The following is a 16,202-nucleotide window of genomic DNA, read 5'->3' as shown; positions in this document are numbered from 1 at the left end:
GCAAACCGCAACAGGCCACCAACGGCCCGGCTGATTTGTCGCCACGCCTGCGCGGGTTTAAGTTCCCGACCATGACCGACGCCATGACCGATGCCCTGATCATCGACACGCCCGACACGGATTACCGCCATCCGCGCCAGCGCGTCCGGCTCGACACGATCCTGCGGCTGCGCTGGCTCGCCGCGCTCGGTCAACTGAGCGCGATCTTCATCGTGGTGCAGGGGCTGGAGTTCGACCTGCCGGTGGTGCCATGCCTTGCCGTGATCAGCGTCTCGGCGCTGCTCAATCTCGGCCTGCAGATCACCTTCAACCCGATGCAGCTGCTGGAGCCGCCGCATGCGGCCGGGCTGCTCGCGCTCAACATCATCGAACTGACGGTGCTGCTCTATCTCACCGGCGGGCTGGAGAACCCGTTCTCCTACATGTTCCTGGCGCCGGTGCTGATCGCCGCCACCGCCCTGCCCGTGCGGCTGACGATCATGCTCGGACTGCTCGCGGTCGCCTGCGCCACCGCGCTGTTCTTCATGCATCTGCCGTTGCCCTGGGAGGGCGAGGAGCCGCTGATCTTCCCGCCGATCTACTTGTTCGGCGTCTGGCTCTCGATCGCGCTGGCGATCGGCGTGACCAGCCTCTACGCCTTCCAGGTCACCGAAGAGGCGCGCAAGCTGTCGGACGCGCTGGCCGCCACCGAGCTGGTGCTGGCGCGCGAGCAGCATCTCACCCAGCTCGACGGACTCGCGGCCGCCGCGGCGCATGAGCTCGGCACGCCGCTCGCGACCATCGTGCTGATCTCGCGCGAGCTGGAGCGGGCGCTGCAGGACAACAGCCAGGTGACGGGCGACATCAGGACCCTGCGCGAGCAGGCCCAGCGCTGCCGCGACATTCTCGGCAAGATCACCCAGCTGTCGTCGATCGGCTCGATGTATGACCGCATGAAGCTGTCGACGCTGATCGAAGAGACCGTCGCTCCGCATCGCGACTTCGGCGTCGACATCAAGGTGCGGGTAGCCGTCGCCGCATCCAAGGAGCCGGTCGGCTCGCGCAATCCGGCTATCCTCTATGGCGTCGGCAACATCCTGGAGAATGCGGTCGACTTCGCCCGCAATGCCGTCGAGGTGAACGCCTGGTGGAACAACGAGACTGTCGAGATCGTGATCTCCGACGACGGCCCGGGCTTCGCTCCCGACATCCTCAAGCGCATCGGCGAGCCGTATCTGTCGCGCCGGCGCAGCGGCGAGGATGGCCAGAGCGGCAATCAGGGCGGCGGCCTCGGACTCGGAGTGTTCATCGCCCGCACCCTGCTGGAGCGGACCGGCGCCAAGGTCTCGTTTACCAACCGCACCTTCCCGGACCATGGCGCCGTGGTCCAGATCGTCTGGCCGCGACGGCGGTTCGAGGCCAGCGAGGATGGCGACGAGGCCGAGCCGGTGTAGCTGGACCCTCGGGGCTGGCGGCTGGCATACGGAACACCGGGAGATCTGCCGGAACGCGCGGCGTCACGCCGCAGACTGCGGCATACCGCGATCTTGGCAGCGAGCCATGCAGGGCCCATATGTCACCTATGACAGATCGTCTCGCAACATCGAGCCTTCTTCTCAAGGATATGACCGTGGGCGCCATCGCCGAACTGACGAACCACCCGGACCGCTCTCTCCTGATCGTCGAGGACGACAAGCCGTTCCTGGAGCGGCTATCGCGCGCCATGGAGACTCGCGGATTTACCGTCACCTCCTGCGAGAGCGTCGCGGAAGGCATCTCACAGATCGGCAAGTCGGCGCCCGCGTTTGCAGTGGTCGACCTCCGGCTGGGCGACGGCAACGGCCTGGACGTGGTGTCGGCGCTGAAGCGCAAGCGGCCCGAAGCCCGCGCCATCGTGCTGACCGGCTACGGCAACATCGCCACCGCGGTGACCGCGGTGAAGATGGGCGCCGTCGACTATCTCGCGAAGCCCGCGGATGCCGACGATGTCGTCGCCGCGCTGCTCGCAACCACCGGCGAGAAGTCAGAACTGCCGTCGAACCCGATGTCCGCCGACCGCGTCCGCTGGGAGCACATCCAGCGCATCTACGAGATGTGCAACCGCAACGTCTCCGAGACCGCGCGCCGGCTCAACATGCACCGCCGCACCCTGCAGCGCATCCTGGCGAAGCGCGCGCCGAAGTAACGGCGCCACCCACTTGGGGCATGGTCTCTTCGGAAAACCATTTTTAGGATTCCGGATCCTGCTCAGTGCGTCTTCACGAACGCCTGCAGCGCATGGAACACCGTGCGCCGCGGGTTGCGGCTGCACCAGTTGCGCATCCAGCTGTCCATCTCGGTGAGGTCGAGCTTGATCTGCCGGCCTTCGTCGCCGCGACCGACGTTCACGGCTGACACGTAGCCCATCATCCATTGCTGATATTTCGAGATCGCACTGACGTAGGGACCGTCGGCGTTGCCGATCGCCTTGTAGGTGCCGGGCGGCTGCTCCTCGGCGGCAAGGATGAAGCGCTCGCAGGAATCGGCACCCACGCCGAGGACGTAGAACGCCACCTCCTCCGCGCGCGCTCCCGTCACGAAGAGCAGTGTCAACGCCAAGACCACCCGTCGCATCTGTCGTCCATCTCTCCACCCCTGGGCTGGATACCGCTCGCGTGTTAAAACTATTGCGAGATGTTGCGCCCCATGCGGGGCAATTCTCGGGCAAAGTCGGGAATTCGACCTGGATCGGAAGGGACATCGCTCCGCTGCGGCTGGTCAGCCCGGGGGCTCGCGCGGCACCGGATCTCGAACTCGGCCCGAAGACGCCCGGGCGCCACCCGGAACTCAGTCGCCGACGTGCCCCTGCGGATCGATCAAGCGGTTCATCCGCTGGGCAGCAACCAGCGCGAAACGCACCGTCATCTGCTTGCGCGTGGGGGCCGGCAATTTGTGCTCGGGCGCCTCGCAATGCAGATGGGCGCCATAGGCATCCGCCACGATCAGCCCGGTGTCCGGCGGAAAGATTTCGCACGGCAGGTCCTGCGTGAAGGCGAAGAACAGCCGGTCGCAATGGGCGCGGTAGTCCTCCCATTTATGATCGGCGCGCAGATCCTCCAGCGACGACTTGATCTCGACGATCCAGATCTCGCCGCGTTCGTTCAGCGCCACCAGGTCGGCGCGCCGTCCGGACGGCAGCGGCAGTTCGCTGACCGCGGCGAAGCCGAGCGAGCGCAGCAGCCGCGACGTGCCGCGCGCGATCGCCAGCGCCGTCTCCGACTGGCGGCGGTCGATGGGAACGAGGCTGATCCGGGCGGCTGACGAGTCCATGAGCGGAGCATAGCCGATTCTGCCGTCCGACAGCACTGCTCGCATGCGGAACGGGAACCCGGCGGCGGCCTTCCGCTTAAACAAGCGCCGCCGGCTGGGCGGCGCAAGGAGAGCGCCGTCCATGATCGATGACCTCTGGTACAAGAACGCCGTCTTCTACTGCCTGTCGGTCGGCACCTATATGGACGCCGACGGCGACGGCATCGGCGACTTCAAGGGGCTGACACGGCGGCTGGACTATCTGCATGGGCTCGGCATCACCGCGATCTGGCTGATGCCGTTCCAGCCCTCGCCGCAGCGCGACGACGGCTATGATGTCGCCGACTATTACTGCGTCGATCCGCGCTACGGCACGCTCGGCGATTTCGTGCAGTTCACCCATGGCTGCAAGCAGCGCGGCATCCGCGTGATCATCGATCTCGTCGTCAACCACACCTCCGACCAGCATCCGTGGTTCATCGACGCCCGCAGCGCCAAGGATTCGCGCTATCGCGACTGGTACGTGTGGTCGGACAAGAAGCCGGCCAATGCCGACAAGGGCATGGTGTTTCCCGGCGTGCAGAAGACGACCTGGACGCGCGACAAGCAGTCGGGTGCGTACTACTTCCATCGCTTCTACGATTTCCAGCCCGACCTCAACACCTCGAACCCGGAGGTGCAGGCCGAGATCCTGAAGATCATGGGCTTCTGGATCCAGCTCGGCGTCTCCGGCTTCCGCATGGACGCGGTCCCGTTCGTGATCGCAACCAAGGGCGCCGACGTGAAGAAGCCGGTGGAGCAATACGACATGCTGCGGACCTTCAGGGAATTCCTGCAATGGCGCCAGGGCGAGGCGATCATCCTGGCCGAGGCCAATGTGCTGCCCGAGACCGACATGGAGTATTTCGGCGACGACGGCGACCGCATGCACATGATGTTCAATTTCCACGTCAACCAGCATCTGTTCTATGCGCTCGCGGCGTCTGACACGCGGCCGCTGGCGAAAGCGCTGCAGGCGACCAAGCCGCGGCCGGCCTCGGCGCAATGGGGCCTGTTCCTGCGCAATCACGACGAGCTCGATCTCGGACGCCTGACAAAACAGCAGCGCGACGCGGTGTTCGCGGCGTTCGGGCCGGACAAGAGCATGCAGCTCTATGACCGCGGCATCCGCCGGCGGCTGGCGCCGATGCTCGGCGGCGACCGCCGCCGTATCGAGCTCGCCTATAGTTTGATGTTCACGCTGCCAGGCACGCCGGTGATCCGCTACGGCGACGAGCTCGCGATGGGCGACGACCTCAGCCTGCCCGAGCGCAATTGCGCGCGCACGCCGATGCAATGGTCGGCCGAGCCGCATGGCGGCTTCACCAAGAGCGAGACCTCGGCCTCGCCGGTGATCGATCACGGCCCCTATGGCTACGAGCACGTCAATGCCGCCAGGCAGCGCCGCGATCCCGGCGCGATGCTGAACTGGACCGAGCGCATCATCCGGATGCGCAAGGAGGTGCCGGAAATCGGCTGGGGCGATTTTGCCGTCATCGCGACGAAGGATCCGGCCGTGCTGATCATGCGCTACGACTGGCGCAACAATTCGGTGCTGTTCGTGCACAATCTCGATGAGAAGCCGCGCGAGATCAGCTTCGACGTCGGCCTGCCCGACGACACCGGCAAGCTGCTGATCAATCTCCTGTCCGAGGATCACAGCCACGCCGACGAGCGCGGCCGCCACACCCTGGTGCTGGAGCCCTACGGCTACCGCTGGTACCGCGTCGGCGGCCTGGACTATCTGCTGCGGCGGAGCGATATCGACACGGCGAGCCCGGCGAAGCGGGTGCGGAAGGCCGGCAAGGCACGGCAAGCACGGCCAAGCCGCCGCTGAGTTGGCCATATGGCCTCGTCAAACTCAGTGTCGTCCCGGGCTTGACCCGGACCCATAGCCACAGGCGGTCGTGTGGCGACGGCTCGGAGTTGCCATCCTGCCTCAAGCGGCTGCCTGTGGTTATGGGTCCCGGGTCAAGTCCGGGACGACAGCGAGTGTGAGGAGCCGCCGTCGCGCAACAATGTCTAACAGCGACGATTGGCCCCGCAGCCACAACAAGCGAGCTACATCGCCCGCCCGATCACCACGCCCTCATTGCCGCGCAGATCCAGCGTGCCGTCGATGCGCTCGCCGTCGCGGTCGAGCCAGGTCGAGAGCAGGATCGCGCCGGCGAGGCCGTTGCCTTCGGTCGCGATCGAGACCGGCTCATCGCCGAGATTGAGCGCGATGGTGAGAACCTCGCCGTCGCCCTCGCGGCGATACAGCAGCAGGTCGCCCTGCGCCGCGATGGGCCGGTAGCTGCCGGTGACGAGCACGCGGTGCGTTTTCCGCAAGCGAATGAGCGCACGGTAGAGATTGAGGATCGAGCGCCGATCAGCAGTGAGATTGACGACGTTCTCGTGCGTAAAGTCATCCGCCACCGGCAACCACGGTGACGCATTCGTGAAGCCCGCCCCCGGCAACGCGCTCCACTGCATCGGGGTGCGGCAGCCGTCGCGGCCGACGCCGATGCCGGGCACGTTCCTCTCGAAGGGATCGCGCACCTGCTCCGGCGCGATCGCCACCTGATGCATGCCGATCTCGTCGCCGTAATACAGCGTCGGCGTGCCGCGCAGGGTCAACAGCAGCATCGCCGCGACCCGCGCCTGCTCCGCGCCGACGCGGCTCGCCACGCGCGGCCGGTCGTGGTTGCCCAGCACCCAGTTCGGCCACGCGCCGTTGGGCAGCGCCGCCTCGTAGTCGGCGATGATGGCCTCGATCTCGCGCGCGTGCCACGGCGCCGACAGCAGCGCGAAATTGAACGGCAGATGCGCGCCGCCTAGACCCTTGCCGTAATAGGTCATGAGCCGCTCGAGCGGCAGATAGATCTCGCCGATCAGCACGCGATCGTCGAACTCGTCGACGACGGCGCGCATCTCCGCGACCACCTCGTGCACCTCCGGCTGATCGGCAGAGTAGCGCGAGATGATCTGCTCGTGCGGCGGCCGGCCGCCGTGATAGTCGGGATTGGCCGGATTGTCGCGAAACTCCGCGTCCTTGATCAGGTGCCAGATCACGTCGACGCGAAAGCCGTCGACGCCCTTGCGCAGCCAGAACCGCATCACGTTGTAGATCGCCGCGCGCACCGCCGGGTTGCGCCAGTTCAGGTCCGACTGCTGCGCCAGGAAGGCGTGATAGTAGTACTGCCCCGTCTTGGAGTCGAACTGCCAGGCGCTGCCGCCGAATTCCGACAGCCAGTTGTTCGGCGGGCCGCCATCAGGAGCCGGATCACGCCAGATGTACCAGTCGCGATGCGGATCGTCGCGCGATTGCCGCGCCTGCAGGAACCACGGATGCTGGTCGGAGGTATGGTTCGGCACGAGGTCGAGGATCACTTTGAGCCCGCCCTCATGCGCGGCCTTCACCAGCGCGTCGAAATCGTCCATCGTGCCGAACAGCGGATCGATGCCGGTGTAGTCGGCAATGTCGTAGCCGAAATCGGCCATCGGGGAGGTGAAGATCGGCGACAGCCAGATGGCATCGACGCCGAGCGTCATCAGATAGGGCAGGCGATGGATGATGCCGGTGAGGTCGCCGACCCCGTCGCCGTCGCTGTCCTGGAACGAGCGTGGATAGATCTGGTAGAAAATCCCCTCGCGCCACCAGGTGCCCTGCTCCGCCATCTCGAACCGCTTTCTGCTCGCAACCGTGCGGCCCAACGCCGGAACCGGCGGCGGGTTCACCAGCGGTCTCCCGCCGCCCGCCGACAGACTTTTTCGCTTGGCGCATTGCGAAAAATCGGCATGCTGGCGGCATGAGCGAACAGAACCAGACCAAGGCGAAGGCCGGCGCGATGATCGTGCCCGTCACGCCATTCGAGCAGAACTGCACCATCCTGTGGTGCGAGGCCACGAAGAAGGCGATCGTGATCGATCCCGGCGGCGACGTGCCGAACATCCAGGCCGCGATCGCGCAGGCCAATGTCACCGTGGAGAAGATCTGGCTGACGCATGGCCACATCGATCACGTCGGCGGCGCCGCCGATCTGCGCGATGCATTGAAAGTGCCGATCGAGGGCCCTCACATCGCCGACAAGTTCCTGCTCGACAACGTCGTCGAGAGCGGCAAGCGTTTCGGCATCACGGGCGTACGCGACGTCACGCCGGACCGCTGGCTCTCGGAAGGAGACACCGTCGAGATCGGCGAGCTCGTGTTCGACATCCTGCATTGCCCCGGTCATTCGCCGGGCAGCGTGGTGTTCTTCAACAAGCAGATGCGCTTCGCCCATGTTGGCGACGTTCTGTTCAACGGCTCGGTCGGCCGCACCGACCTGCCCGGCGGCAGCCATGAGACCCTGATCAGCTCGATCAAGGACAAGCTGCTGCCGCTCGGCGACGACATCGGCTTCATCTGCGGCCACGGCGCCGGCTCGAGCTTCGGCCAGGAGCGCATGACGAATCCGTTCCTCACTGGGATGGCTTAGTTGACGTCCGTCATTCCGGGGCAGCCCGCAGGGCTGAACCCGGAATCTCGAGATTCCGGGTCTGGTCCTTCGGACCATCCCGGAATGACGGCTTTAACGATCAACTGATGTCCCTCAGATGTTCCGGGTCTAAAGCCTATTTCAACCCCGCGGCCTTCAGCGCGCGGTCGATCACGGCGGCGACGTCGATGACGCGGCGCGGCTTTGGCATGGGCGGTGGCTCTGCGGGGCTCGGCGCCGCGGTCACCGCGATGACCGGCGGATCGGCCGGCGTCATGTCGACGGCTTTGGCCGGCAGGGGCTTGGCAACGGGCGGCTTCACCTCGGCGGGCGCGTCAGCCGGCGCTGCACTGAGCGGCTTGATCTCGCCTGGCGCTGCGGTGGACGATTCCTGCTTGCGCTTCGGCGCCCTCGCCGCACGGTTCGACTTGGCGCGCGCGGGCCTAGCTGTCTTGACGGGCTCGGGCATTGTCTGGGCCTCGACCGGCTCGGCTGCGGGCGCATCCTCGGGCCGGCGCAGCATCTTGGTCAGGACCGGGAGCGCGGAGATCGGCGAGACCTCCGGAATGAGCTTGCTGCTCGGCGAGGTCACCGCCGGCTTGGGCTGCCGGATCCAGTCCGTCACGCCGAAGAACTTTGCGATCAGATAGGACGAGGAGATCCCGGCCTCCAGCAGGAACGGCCCGGCCTTGCCGTAGCGCTTGTCGTTGGCCGCGATACCGATCGGCGTGCCATGCGCCATGTTGGTGATGGTGTAGGACTCGACGAGCGTCTCGCCATCGGCGTTCCACCACTGCTCATGCGGATAGCCGTTCACAGTGTCGGCCGCCATCGGCGCCAGCGGCAGATGATGCAGATCGAGCCATTGCTTGACGATCTCGCCGGCATTGTCCGGATGCACGGTGTAGTCGGCGGTGCCGTGCCACACCGAGAGTTTTGGCCATTTGCCATGATGGTTCGAGGCGCGGCGCACGAGGTCGCCGAGTTCGCCTGCGGGCCGCGCCGGCGGCATCCGCATCTGCAGGATCGCGTCGCGCATGTTGCGCGCGGTGCCGAACGGCAGGCCCGCGATGACGGCCCCGGCCGCGAACAATTCCGGATGTGCCGACAGCATCGCCATCGTCATCGCACCGCCAGCCGAAAGTCCGGTGACGAAGATCCGCCGCTCGTCGATGGCGCAATCGGCCACCATCCGCGCGATCATCTCGCGGATCGACGCCACCTCGCCCTGGCCGCGCGCGATATCCTCGGACTGAAACCAGTTGAAGCAGCGCTGCGGATTGTTGACGCGCTGCTGCTCGGGCATCAGGAGCGCGAAGCCGAAATGCTTCGCCAGCGTCGACCAGCCGGCGCCGAGATCATAGTCGGCCGCGCCCTGTCCGCAGCCATGCAGCACGACCACGAGCGGCAGCAGCGGCTGGCGCTGCGCCGGCACATAGGCGAACATCTTCAGCCGGCCCGGATTGCTGCCGAAGCTCTCGACCTCGACCAGCGGACATTCCGGCGCCGGCCGAGCCGGACGCTGGAGATCACCGAACCCCGTGATGCCCTTCAGCTCGCGCAGCCGTCGCAAATACTCAACATTTTCAGCGAGGGACAACGGCAGCTCCTTGGCAGTCAGGTCTTGGCAGTCAAATCTTGGGCAGTCACGTCTTCAGTTCAGCAGATCAAACTCCACCATCACCCAGATGGTTGCTGCAGTGCAAAAGAAAAAGCCCGCGCAAACGCGGACGCCGGTAATTTGATTGCGAATTTCGGTGTTGCTGCGATCAAAATGCCACGCCGACGCGGCGCTTCACGCAAGGCTCACCAAAATGCGAACCAGACATGCTCGGAATCGCCATGAGGATGAGCGGTGACGCTCGCGCAACTGCTTCGAGCCGATGACTGTGCGGAAAGCCCCTTTCGCGAATCGCAATCTCGATCCGAAGTCTGCGTGCGGATGGCCGATGAGTAAACATCAAATGGCAGGCATGCACCGCCGCCGAATGAGCAGCAACGTGATTGCCTGCGCACGGCGCGCCAATTAGCCTGACGGTCAAGCAACAACGACATTCCATTCGGGAGAAAACAAAATGGCGCGGCTCAAATTCGGTGCATTCCTCGCTCCGCATCATCCGATCGGCGAGCATCCGATGCTGCAATTCCGCCGCGACCTCGACCTCGTGTCGCAGCTCGACGAGCTGGGCTATGACGAGTTCTGGTGCGGCGAGCATCATTCGAGCGGCTGGGAGATGATCGCCTCGCCTGAGATGTTCCTCGCCGCCGCCGGCGAGCGCACCAAGCGCATCAAGCTCGGCACCGGTGTCATCTCGTTGCCCTATCATCATCCGTTCAACGTCGCGCAGCGCATGGTGCAGCTCGACCACATGACCGGCGGCCGCGCCATCTTCGGCTCCGGTCCCGGTGCGCTCGCCTCCGATGCGCATACCCTGGGCATCGATCCGATGACGCAACGCGACCGCCAGGACGAGGCGATCGCGGTCATCCGACGCCTGTTCAATGGCGAGCGCGTCACCGCCAAGAGCGACTGGTTCACGATGAACGACGCGGCGTTGCAGATCCTGCCCTTGCAGGAGGAGATGCCGTTCGTCGTGGCCTCGCAGATCTCGCCGTCGGGCATGACGCTCGCCGGCAAATACGGCATCGGCATCATCTCGCTCGGCTCGATGTCGACGCAGGGCCTGATGGCGCTGCCGCAGCAATGGGAGTTCGCCGAGGACGCTGCGAAGAAGCACGGCACCACGGTCGATCGCGCGAATTGGCGCGTGCTGTTGTCCTGGCACATCGCCGAGACCCGCGAGCAGGCGCGGCGCGAAGCCGGCGCCGGGCTGATGCGCTGGCACAACGAGTATAATGTCGGCACATTGATGCGGCCGGGCCTGAAGGCCTTCTCATCGCCGGACGAGGCCGTCGACAAGACCGCCTTCGTCGAAGGCGCGGCCTCGACGATCGGCACGCCCGACGATCTGGTCAAGACGATCAAGAACCTGATCCAGGTGTCCGGCGGCGTTGGCCACATCATCGGCTTCGTGCACGACTGGGCCAATCCGGAAAACACGCGGCGGAGCTGGGACATGGTCGCGCGCTACGTGGTGCCGGAGATCAACGGCTACATCGACGGCCTGCGCCGCTCGCAAAAATTCGTCATCGAGAACCGCGCCATCTTCGAGCGCGCCGGCCAGGCCGTGATGGCCAAGATCATGGACAACGACAAGGCGGCCGCGGCGCTGTCGCAGACGGGACCGGGCCGCGTCGCGATTCCCGCGGTGAATGCGCCGGACCTGCAGGAAGCGGCGAAGCGACGAGGGTAGCAGCAAGCCGCGTCTGCGCTCGCATCATCCCCGTCATTCCGGGGCAATCGTCAATGCGCGGAAGCGCGTTGGCGCTTGAACCCGGAATCCCGAGATGGTCGAAACACTCGCAAGCCAACATCGAGATTCCGGGTTCAAGGCCTGCGGCCTTGCCCCGGAATGACGGTGGTCGTGGTGGGCAAGCAGCGCGGTTGCGCAGAGCGGCGTGACTACCTCACCGCGGCGACCAGCCGCTCGCACTCCGCGAGCGTCGCGATCTGCTTCAAGGTCTCGCGCAGCGCCGGCAGGTCAACCGGCTTCTGGAATTGCGGATAGACGACCAGGCCGAGCACGGTGGCGAGCCGGACGTGTTCCTCGCGGGTGCCGTCCTCGGCGCCGCTGATGAAGATCACGGGGGTCCGGATCTTCAGTTCATTGAGCAGCAGCAGGATGTCGGCGCCGCAGCGGTCGCCCAACGACAGGTCCAGCGTGATGCAGTCGAATGTCTTCTCACGCAGCTCGGCGGCGGCGGCCTCGACCGAGGTCACGCAGGTCGCTTCATAGCCGCATTGCGCGGCGATCTTGCGCAAGATCGAGAGATGCACCTCGGCATCCTCGATCACCAGCAACTGATTGCTCATGGTCCTGCCCTCGCTGTTGGCCAGACGTCCCGGTCTGGCCGTCTCTAGAGAACAGCGGTGGCCGCGAGGTAAAGATTGGTCTCCGTAGATCTACGGACCCCGACAATCGGCGCCGAGGCCAAGTCGATCGCGGCCTTGGAGATGATCTGCTTCACGCGATCGGCAGCAGCCTCGGCGCTGATCATGGGCCGATCTCGGATGATCGGCATGGATGAATTGGCGTAGAGGCCACGGACGAACAACGCCCGCCGTCGCGCCGACTTGATACACCGTCCGTGGAGTTGTCACTGTTTCGACGGGAAAACGATTCCCTCAGCGAAGCCCGTCCTTGAACGCCTGCGCGTTCCAGGTCCGCGTCTCGCCGCGAATGTCGCCGTATGCCCCGCGCTCGACGTCGACCACCGGAGGCTCCCCCGCCTTGACGCTCACCCATATCCCGACATCGCCGACCTGAAGCCACCAGGCATGGTCGTCCATCTGCTCGAGGTGGAGCCAATCGTCGACGACGAGTTCATCGAAGATTCCCTGGTTTTGAAGCTCGACGCTTCGGCCGTCGTCACGAACCGCACGAACGCGCCACCGTCGGCCAGGGCGGTTCGCTCCGACATCGGCCTCGACCGCGTGTTGCCGCTTCAACGCTCCCCACAGCCGTCGCATCGAGGCCAACATCTTGAAATCCTCCGTCAGCCAGTGACGTTCAACGCCGTCTCCTCACATCGGATGTCGTCCCGGGCAAGCCCCCGGCGGCGTGTCGGGCTCGCAACACCGCGAACTTTTTCGCTGGGCCGCGCGCGCTGCGATTGCGGCGCCGGCTGCAACTGCCGATGGTGTGCCACAGGTGTCAAATCGACGTCGGATACCGGGGGAAGTGATGGCGAAATCTGTAGTGGCGGGCATTGCGGCTGCGCTGGCGGCGACCGCGCTCGCAGGATCTGCGCTGGCGGCCGACCTGCCGGTCAAGGCGCCGCCAGTCGTGGCCGCGCCGTCATGGACCGGCGTCTACGCCGGCGTGTCGGTTGGCGCCCGCTGGGCGGACAATGACTGGCGCACCAGCGACATCGCCCCGAACTTTGCCGGCGTATTCGTGCCGACGGCCGGCACCAGCGGCGCGATGGACAGCGTCGCGGCCCGGTTCGGCGGCTATCTCGGCGTCAATTGGCAGTTCGCGCCGTCATGGGTCGCCGGCGTTGAGGGCGACTTCGGCTGGGCCGACAACAACAAGACGGCAAATGCCCTGCCAGGAACCGCCGGGCTGTTCTTCGGCGCGCCGCTGGTCGGGCTGCCGGCAGGCTCCGTGAAGGACACCTGGGACGGCAGTTTGCGCGCCCGGCTCGGCTATCTGGTCGCGCCTGATACGCTGATCTACGGCAGCGGCGGCGTGGCGTGGCAGCGCGTTGAGCTGAGCGCCAGTTGCACCGTCGTTCCCGGCAACGCGTTCTGCCTCGGCATTCCACACAACGACACCTTCGCCTCGACCCGGGTCGGCTGGACCGTGGGCGGTGGCGTCGAGCACATGATCGGCGGCCACTGGGTCGTGCGTGCCGACTATCGCTACGCCGACTTTGGCACCTGGACCCAGCCCGTCTTCGTCGCCGGCGGCGTCGGTGTCGGCTTCGACGACCGCTTCACCGCGCATGTGACGACGCGAACCCATACGGCGACGGTCGGCCTCGCCTACAAGTTCTGACGTCGAATGTAGGGCTGAGCAAAGCAGCCGCCGCAGGCGGCCGCGTGCGCACCATAGATCGGCGAACTCATCAGCAAGATGGTGGGCACGGGCCACTGTAGGCGAGCCCGTGGAGAGATCAGCGGCTCGCCTTTGCCGACCCTACGCGCGGCGAAATCAACCTACGACTTGCCAACACTTGGTCGCAGTCTGACGTCTGAATCTGGAAGCGCCGGCAGCCGCGTGGCAGACATCGGCGATCGGGTGTCACCAGGATTTTCTTAACCCTGTCCTGCCATGCTCGCGGCCGATCGCGCACGGTCTGCCATGGACCGCTCGCGCATCGGATGCGTCAGGCAGCCCGCCGTCTCGGCCCGGCGGGCTTTGTCGTGGGAAAGGTCGCCAATGTCACTCTCCTCAGCCAAGAACTACGCGCTGCGCGCCGAAAGATCGCAGGATCCCAAGGAGGCCGCCGACCTCTTGGCCAAGGCGATCCTGGAGCTCGCAGCCTCGATCGAGGCAACCGACGCCAAGGTGAAGAAGATCAACAAGTCGGCCGGATGATTGCATTTGCGCCGGAGCGGGCGGCGTATTCAAACAGCGAGACGGCCTCGCGTCGCTGATGATCACCGATGCCGCGGGTCGTTCACCCGTGTAAGGCTGCCGGCGACCGCTACGCCCGACGGGCGAATCAGGACCAGCAAAGCGCCTTCGAAAGCGCGACACGGCATCCCGCTCGCCGGTCGACGCTCCGGTGAACGCCGTTCGACGTGTGCGCCGAAAATCTGATTTCGTCAGCCCGCTCAATCGCATCACCCCTGTCCAGTGCTGCGCGCAAAAATATTCTTCTTCCGTTTTCCAGAATAATGCCTATCGTCACGCCATCCCGTCCCGATGAGAGGGGCGCATCGCGATCGTCACGACACGCGGGGTGGGATGCGGTGGCTGCGAGTTTGCTGCAGCGGGCCTTGCGCTCGCCGACGGACGGCAGGCTTGCGGACGTGAAGACGCGTGGTCCTGGCGCCCCGATGCTGGCGTCAAGCTCTGTGGTCATGATGAGCCGGAGAGTGACGGTGGCTAACAAGCCGGACACCGGGGAGATCGCGACATAAGCGTGAAAACCATCGCGCGGGGAATGCCGGGTGATTTCGGCTGAACCTGTGGTGACTGCCGCCTGCTTTTTTGTTGCAGGCGGGCCATGGGTGCGGCCAGCGCCCGGCATTCCCCGCGCCCTCTCATCTTGCGAGGGCGGAAAATTCCATCCCTCGGACGCATCACCGCGCCGCGAGAACGCAGCGGCGTGCGATGCAGCACAATTGAACGGCCATGAGTCACCTGAGCGTATTGCATCGGCGCTGCAACCGCATTTCAATGCCGGTGACGATGTGCCCCGCGTGCCGCTAGCCGACGCTGCCGTCGGAGCGCCGCAAATCTTTCCCACCTGATGGAGACCCGCGATGTCGATGCAGAACGTGGCCTCTGACGCCTTCATGCTGAACGCGCCCCGCCGCAACACGCTGACCCATATTCCCGGCGACGAGGGCTGGCCGATCATCGGCAAGACCTTCGAGGTGCTCGCCGATCCCAAGGGGCATGTCGAGCGCAACGCGCGGAAATTCGGTCCGGTCTATCGCAGCAACATGTTCGGCGACGTCAATGTCGTGCTGCTCGGCCCCGAGGCCAACGAGCTCGTGCTGTTCGACCAGACCAAGCTGTTCTCCTCGGCGCATGGCTGGGGCCGCATCCTCAATCTGCTGTTCCCGCGCGGCCTGATGCTGCTCGATTTCGAGGAGCACCGGATGCACCGCAAGGCGCTGTCGGTTGCCTTCAAGGCCGGGCCGATGAAGTCCTACCTCGCCGGGCTCGACCGCGGCATCGCCGCGCGCATCGCGCAATGGAAGCAAAATCCCGGCGAGATGCTGTTCTATCCCGCGATCAAGCAGCTCACGCTCGATCTCGCCGCGACATCCTTTCTAGGCACCGGGATCGGGCCGGAGGTCGACGCGATCAACCGCGCCTTCGTCGACATGGTCGCGGCCTCGGTGGCGCCGATCCGCAAGCCGCTGCCGGGCACGCAGATGGCGCGCGGCGTCAAGGGCCGCCAGCGCATCGTGGCCTATTTCTCCGAGCAGATTCCGCTGCGGCGGGCCAGGGGCGACGGCGACGATCTGTTCTCGCATCTCTGCCGGGCGACCGACGATCAAGGCGCGCTGCTGTCGACGCAGGACATCGTCGACCACATGAGCTTCCTGATGATGGCCGCGCACGACACGCTGACCTCGTCGATCACCTCCTTCGTCGCTCAGCTCGCCTCCCACCCCGAATGGCAGCAGCGGCTGCGCGACGAGGTCGCGAGCCTCGGCCTCGGCACGGGTGATCCGATGAGCTCCGAGCATCTCGAGAAGATGAAGCTGACGGAGATGGCGTTCCAGGAGACGCTGCGGCTGATGCCGCCGGTGCCCTCGCTGCCGCGCCGAGCTGTCAGGGACTTCACCTTCAAGGGTTTTGCGATTCCCGCCGGCACCGGCGTCGGCATCAATCCGATGTACACCCACCATATGCCGGAGATCTGGCCCGATCCCGAGCGCTTCGATCCGATGCGCTTCACCGACGAAGCGCAGCGCGGCCGCCACCGCTTCGCCTGGGTGCCGTTCGGCGGCGGCGCGCATATGTGCCTCGGCCTGCACTTCGCCTACATGCAGGTGAAGTGCTTCGCGCGCCATTTCCTCGCCAATGTCGAGGTCTCGTTCGCGCCGGGCTACCGGCCGGACTGGCAGGTGTGGCCGATCCCGAAGCCGCGCGACGGGCTGAAGGTGCAATTGAAGGCGGTGTGATC

The 16,202-nt window shown here is 65.6% G+C and carries 16 protein-coding genes; 8 read left to right on the top strand and 8 right to left on the bottom strand.

The annotated features are described in order from the left end of the window. Positions 1-71 precede the first annotated feature (71 nt). Both ACQR1L_RS12200 and ACQR1L_RS12195 read left to right on the top strand, forming a co-directional pair. A complete protein-coding gene (locus ACQR1L_RS12200; protein ID WP_434858193.1) occupies positions 72-1,433 on the top strand; it encodes an ActS/PrrB/RegB family redox-sensitive histidine kinase in 1,362 nt (453 codons plus the stop codon). A 176-nt stretch (positions 1,434-1,609) separates the two neighbouring features. Then, positions 1,610-2,164 (top strand): ActR/PrrA/RegA family redox response regulator transcription factor, encoded by a 555-nt coding sequence (locus tag ACQR1L_RS12195; protein WP_434858192.1) that lies wholly within the window; start codon positions 1,610-1,612, stop codon positions 2,162-2,164. Between the two features lie 62 nt (positions 2,165-2,226). On the opposite strand, the gene ACQR1L_RS12190 is transcribed toward ACQR1L_RS12195, so the two are convergent. After that, positions 2,227-2,592 carry a hypothetical protein gene (locus tag ACQR1L_RS12190; protein ID WP_434858191.1) on the bottom strand — a complete coding sequence of 122 codons (366 nt, stop codon included), beginning with the start codon at positions 2,590-2,592 and terminating at the stop codon, positions 2,227-2,229. 213 nt (positions 2,593-2,805) lie between these two features. After that, entirely contained in the window at positions 2,806-3,288 is a 483-nt protein-coding gene (locus ACQR1L_RS12185; RefSeq protein WP_434858190.1) for an MmcB family DNA repair protein, read from the bottom strand. Between the two features lie 121 nt (positions 3,289-3,409). On the opposite strand from ACQR1L_RS12185, the gene ACQR1L_RS12180 reads away from it, so the two are divergent. Further along, on the top strand, positions 3,410-5,143 hold the full coding sequence (locus tag ACQR1L_RS12180; protein WP_434858189.1) for an alpha-amylase family protein: 1,734 nt from the start codon (positions 3,410-3,412) through the stop codon (positions 5,141-5,143). A gap of 224 nt (positions 5,144-5,367) precedes the next feature. Here ACQR1L_RS12180 and ACQR1L_RS12175 read toward each other — a convergent pair whose 3' ends face one another. Next, positions 5,368-6,966, bottom strand: coding sequence for an alpha-amylase family glycosyl hydrolase (locus ACQR1L_RS12175; RefSeq protein WP_434858300.1), 1,599 nt, complete (start codon positions 6,964-6,966; stop codon positions 5,368-5,370). A gap of 131 nt (positions 6,967-7,097) precedes the next feature. On the opposite strand from ACQR1L_RS12175, the gene ACQR1L_RS12170 reads away from it, so the two are divergent. After that, complete coding sequence (locus ACQR1L_RS12170) at positions 7,098-7,766, top strand: MBL fold metallo-hydrolase (protein ID WP_434858188.1); 669 nt, start codon at positions 7,098-7,100, stop codon at positions 7,764-7,766. A gap of 136 nt (positions 7,767-7,902) precedes the next feature. Here ACQR1L_RS12170 and ACQR1L_RS12165 read toward each other — a convergent pair whose 3' ends face one another. Then, complete coding sequence (locus ACQR1L_RS12165) at positions 7,903-9,366, bottom strand: extracellular catalytic domain type 1 short-chain-length polyhydroxyalkanoate depolymerase (protein WP_434858187.1); 1,464 nt, start codon at positions 9,364-9,366, stop codon at positions 7,903-7,905. A gap of 475 nt (positions 9,367-9,841) precedes the next feature. Between ACQR1L_RS12165 and ACQR1L_RS12160 the strand changes: the two genes are divergently transcribed. After that, positions 9,842-11,080: an LLM class flavin-dependent oxidoreductase gene (locus ACQR1L_RS12160; protein ID WP_434858186.1), complete on the top strand. Its 1,239-nt coding sequence runs from the start codon at positions 9,842-9,844 to the stop codon at positions 11,078-11,080. A 209-nt stretch (positions 11,081-11,289) separates the two neighbouring features. Here the strand turns inward: ACQR1L_RS12160 and ACQR1L_RS12155 are convergent, their stop codons facing one another. The 3 genes from ACQR1L_RS12155 to ACQR1L_RS12145 form a co-directional block, all read right to left on the bottom strand. Continuing rightward, positions 11,290-11,700 (bottom strand): response regulator, encoded by a 411-nt coding sequence (locus ACQR1L_RS12155; RefSeq protein ID WP_434858185.1) that lies wholly within the window; start codon positions 11,698-11,700, stop codon positions 11,290-11,292. A 44-nt stretch (positions 11,701-11,744) separates the two neighbouring features. After that, the gene (locus ACQR1L_RS12150) at positions 11,745-11,885 is read right to left on the bottom strand and encodes a hypothetical protein (RefSeq protein ID WP_434858184.1); all 141 of its coding nucleotides are present in this window, start codon (positions 11,883-11,885) and stop codon (positions 11,745-11,747) included. 127 nt (positions 11,886-12,012) lie between these two features. After that, the gene (locus ACQR1L_RS12145) at positions 12,013-12,369 is read right to left on the bottom strand and encodes a hypothetical protein (RefSeq protein ID WP_434858183.1); all 357 of its coding nucleotides are present in this window, start codon (positions 12,367-12,369) and stop codon (positions 12,013-12,015) included. A gap of 202 nt (positions 12,370-12,571) precedes the next feature. On the opposite strand from ACQR1L_RS12145, the gene ACQR1L_RS12140 reads away from it, so the two are divergent. Then, positions 12,572-13,387, top strand: coding sequence for an outer membrane protein (locus ACQR1L_RS12140; protein ID WP_434858182.1), 816 nt, complete (start codon positions 12,572-12,574; stop codon positions 13,385-13,387). 384 nt (positions 13,388-13,771) lie between these two features. Further along, entirely contained in the window at positions 13,772-13,930 is a 159-nt protein-coding gene (locus ACQR1L_RS12135; RefSeq protein ID WP_011923716.1) for a hypothetical protein, read from the top strand. 127 nt (positions 13,931-14,057) lie between these two features. Here the strand turns inward: ACQR1L_RS12135 and ACQR1L_RS12130 are convergent, their stop codons facing one another. Further along, entirely contained in the window at positions 14,058-14,588 is a 531-nt protein-coding gene (locus ACQR1L_RS12130) for a hypothetical protein (RefSeq protein ID WP_434858181.1), read from the bottom strand. Positions 14,589-14,823: 235 nt separating this feature from the next. On the opposite strand from ACQR1L_RS12130, the gene ACQR1L_RS12125 reads away from it, so the two are divergent. Continuing rightward, entirely contained in the window at positions 14,824-16,200 is a 1,377-nt protein-coding gene (locus ACQR1L_RS12125; RefSeq protein ID WP_434858180.1) for a cytochrome P450, read from the top strand. Positions 16,201-16,202 lie beyond the last annotated feature (2 nt).

This window comes from Bradyrhizobium sp. HKCCYLR20261, assembly GCF_051168435.1.
Taxonomy (GTDB): Bacteria; Pseudomonadota; Alphaproteobacteria; order Rhizobiales; family Xanthobacteraceae; genus Bradyrhizobium.
Note: the sequence above shows the minus strand (reverse complement) of the source record. Positions and strands in the feature narration are given on the sequence as shown.

What these genes read in the sequence shown, in the direction of transcription:
- ACQR1L_RS12200 (WP_434858193.1), top strand. Translation starts at nt 72, where the DNA reads ATGACCGACGCCATGACCGATGCCCTGATCATCGACACGCCCGACACG.
- ACQR1L_RS12190 (WP_434858191.1), bottom strand. Translation starts at nt 2,592, where the DNA reads ATGCGACGGGTGGTCTTGGCGTTGACACTGCTCTTCGTGACGGGAGCG.
- ACQR1L_RS12185 (WP_434858190.1), bottom strand. Translation starts at nt 3,288, where the DNA reads ATGGACTCGTCAGCCGCCCGGATCAGCCTCGTTCCCATCGACCGCCGC.
- ACQR1L_RS12180 (WP_434858189.1), top strand. Translation starts at nt 3,410, where the DNA reads ATGATCGATGACCTCTGGTACAAGAACGCCGTCTTCTACTGCCTGTCG.
- ACQR1L_RS12175 (WP_434858300.1), bottom strand. Translation starts at nt 6,966, where the DNA reads ATGGCGGAGCAGGGCACCTGGTGGCGCGAGGGGATTTTCTACCAGATC.
- ACQR1L_RS12170 (WP_434858188.1), top strand. Translation starts at nt 7,098, where the DNA reads ATGAGCGAACAGAACCAGACCAAGGCGAAGGCCGGCGCGATGATCGTG.
- ACQR1L_RS12160 (WP_434858186.1), top strand. Translation starts at nt 9,842, where the DNA reads ATGGCGCGGCTCAAATTCGGTGCATTCCTCGCTCCGCATCATCCGATC.
- ACQR1L_RS12155 (WP_434858185.1), bottom strand. Translation starts at nt 11,700, where the DNA reads ATGAGCAATCAGTTGCTGGTGATCGAGGATGCCGAGGTGCATCTCTCG.
- ACQR1L_RS12150 (WP_434858184.1), bottom strand. Translation starts at nt 11,885, where the DNA reads ATGATCAGCGCCGAGGCTGCTGCCGATCGCGTGAAGCAGATCATCTCC.
- ACQR1L_RS12145 (WP_434858183.1), bottom strand. Translation starts at nt 12,369, where the DNA reads ATGTTGGCCTCGATGCGACGGCTGTGGGGAGCGTTGAAGCGGCAACAC.
- ACQR1L_RS12140 (WP_434858182.1), top strand. Translation starts at nt 12,572, where the DNA reads ATGGCGAAATCTGTAGTGGCGGGCATTGCGGCTGCGCTGGCGGCGACC.
- ACQR1L_RS12135 (WP_011923716.1), top strand. Translation starts at nt 13,772, where the DNA reads ATGTCACTCTCCTCAGCCAAGAACTACGCGCTGCGCGCCGAAAGATCG.
- ACQR1L_RS12130 (WP_434858181.1), bottom strand. Translation starts at nt 14,588, where the DNA reads ATGCCGGGCGCTGGCCGCACCCATGGCCCGCCTGCAACAAAAAAGCAG.
- ACQR1L_RS12125 (WP_434858180.1), top strand. Translation starts at nt 14,824, where the DNA reads ATGTCGATGCAGAACGTGGCCTCTGACGCCTTCATGCTGAACGCGCCC.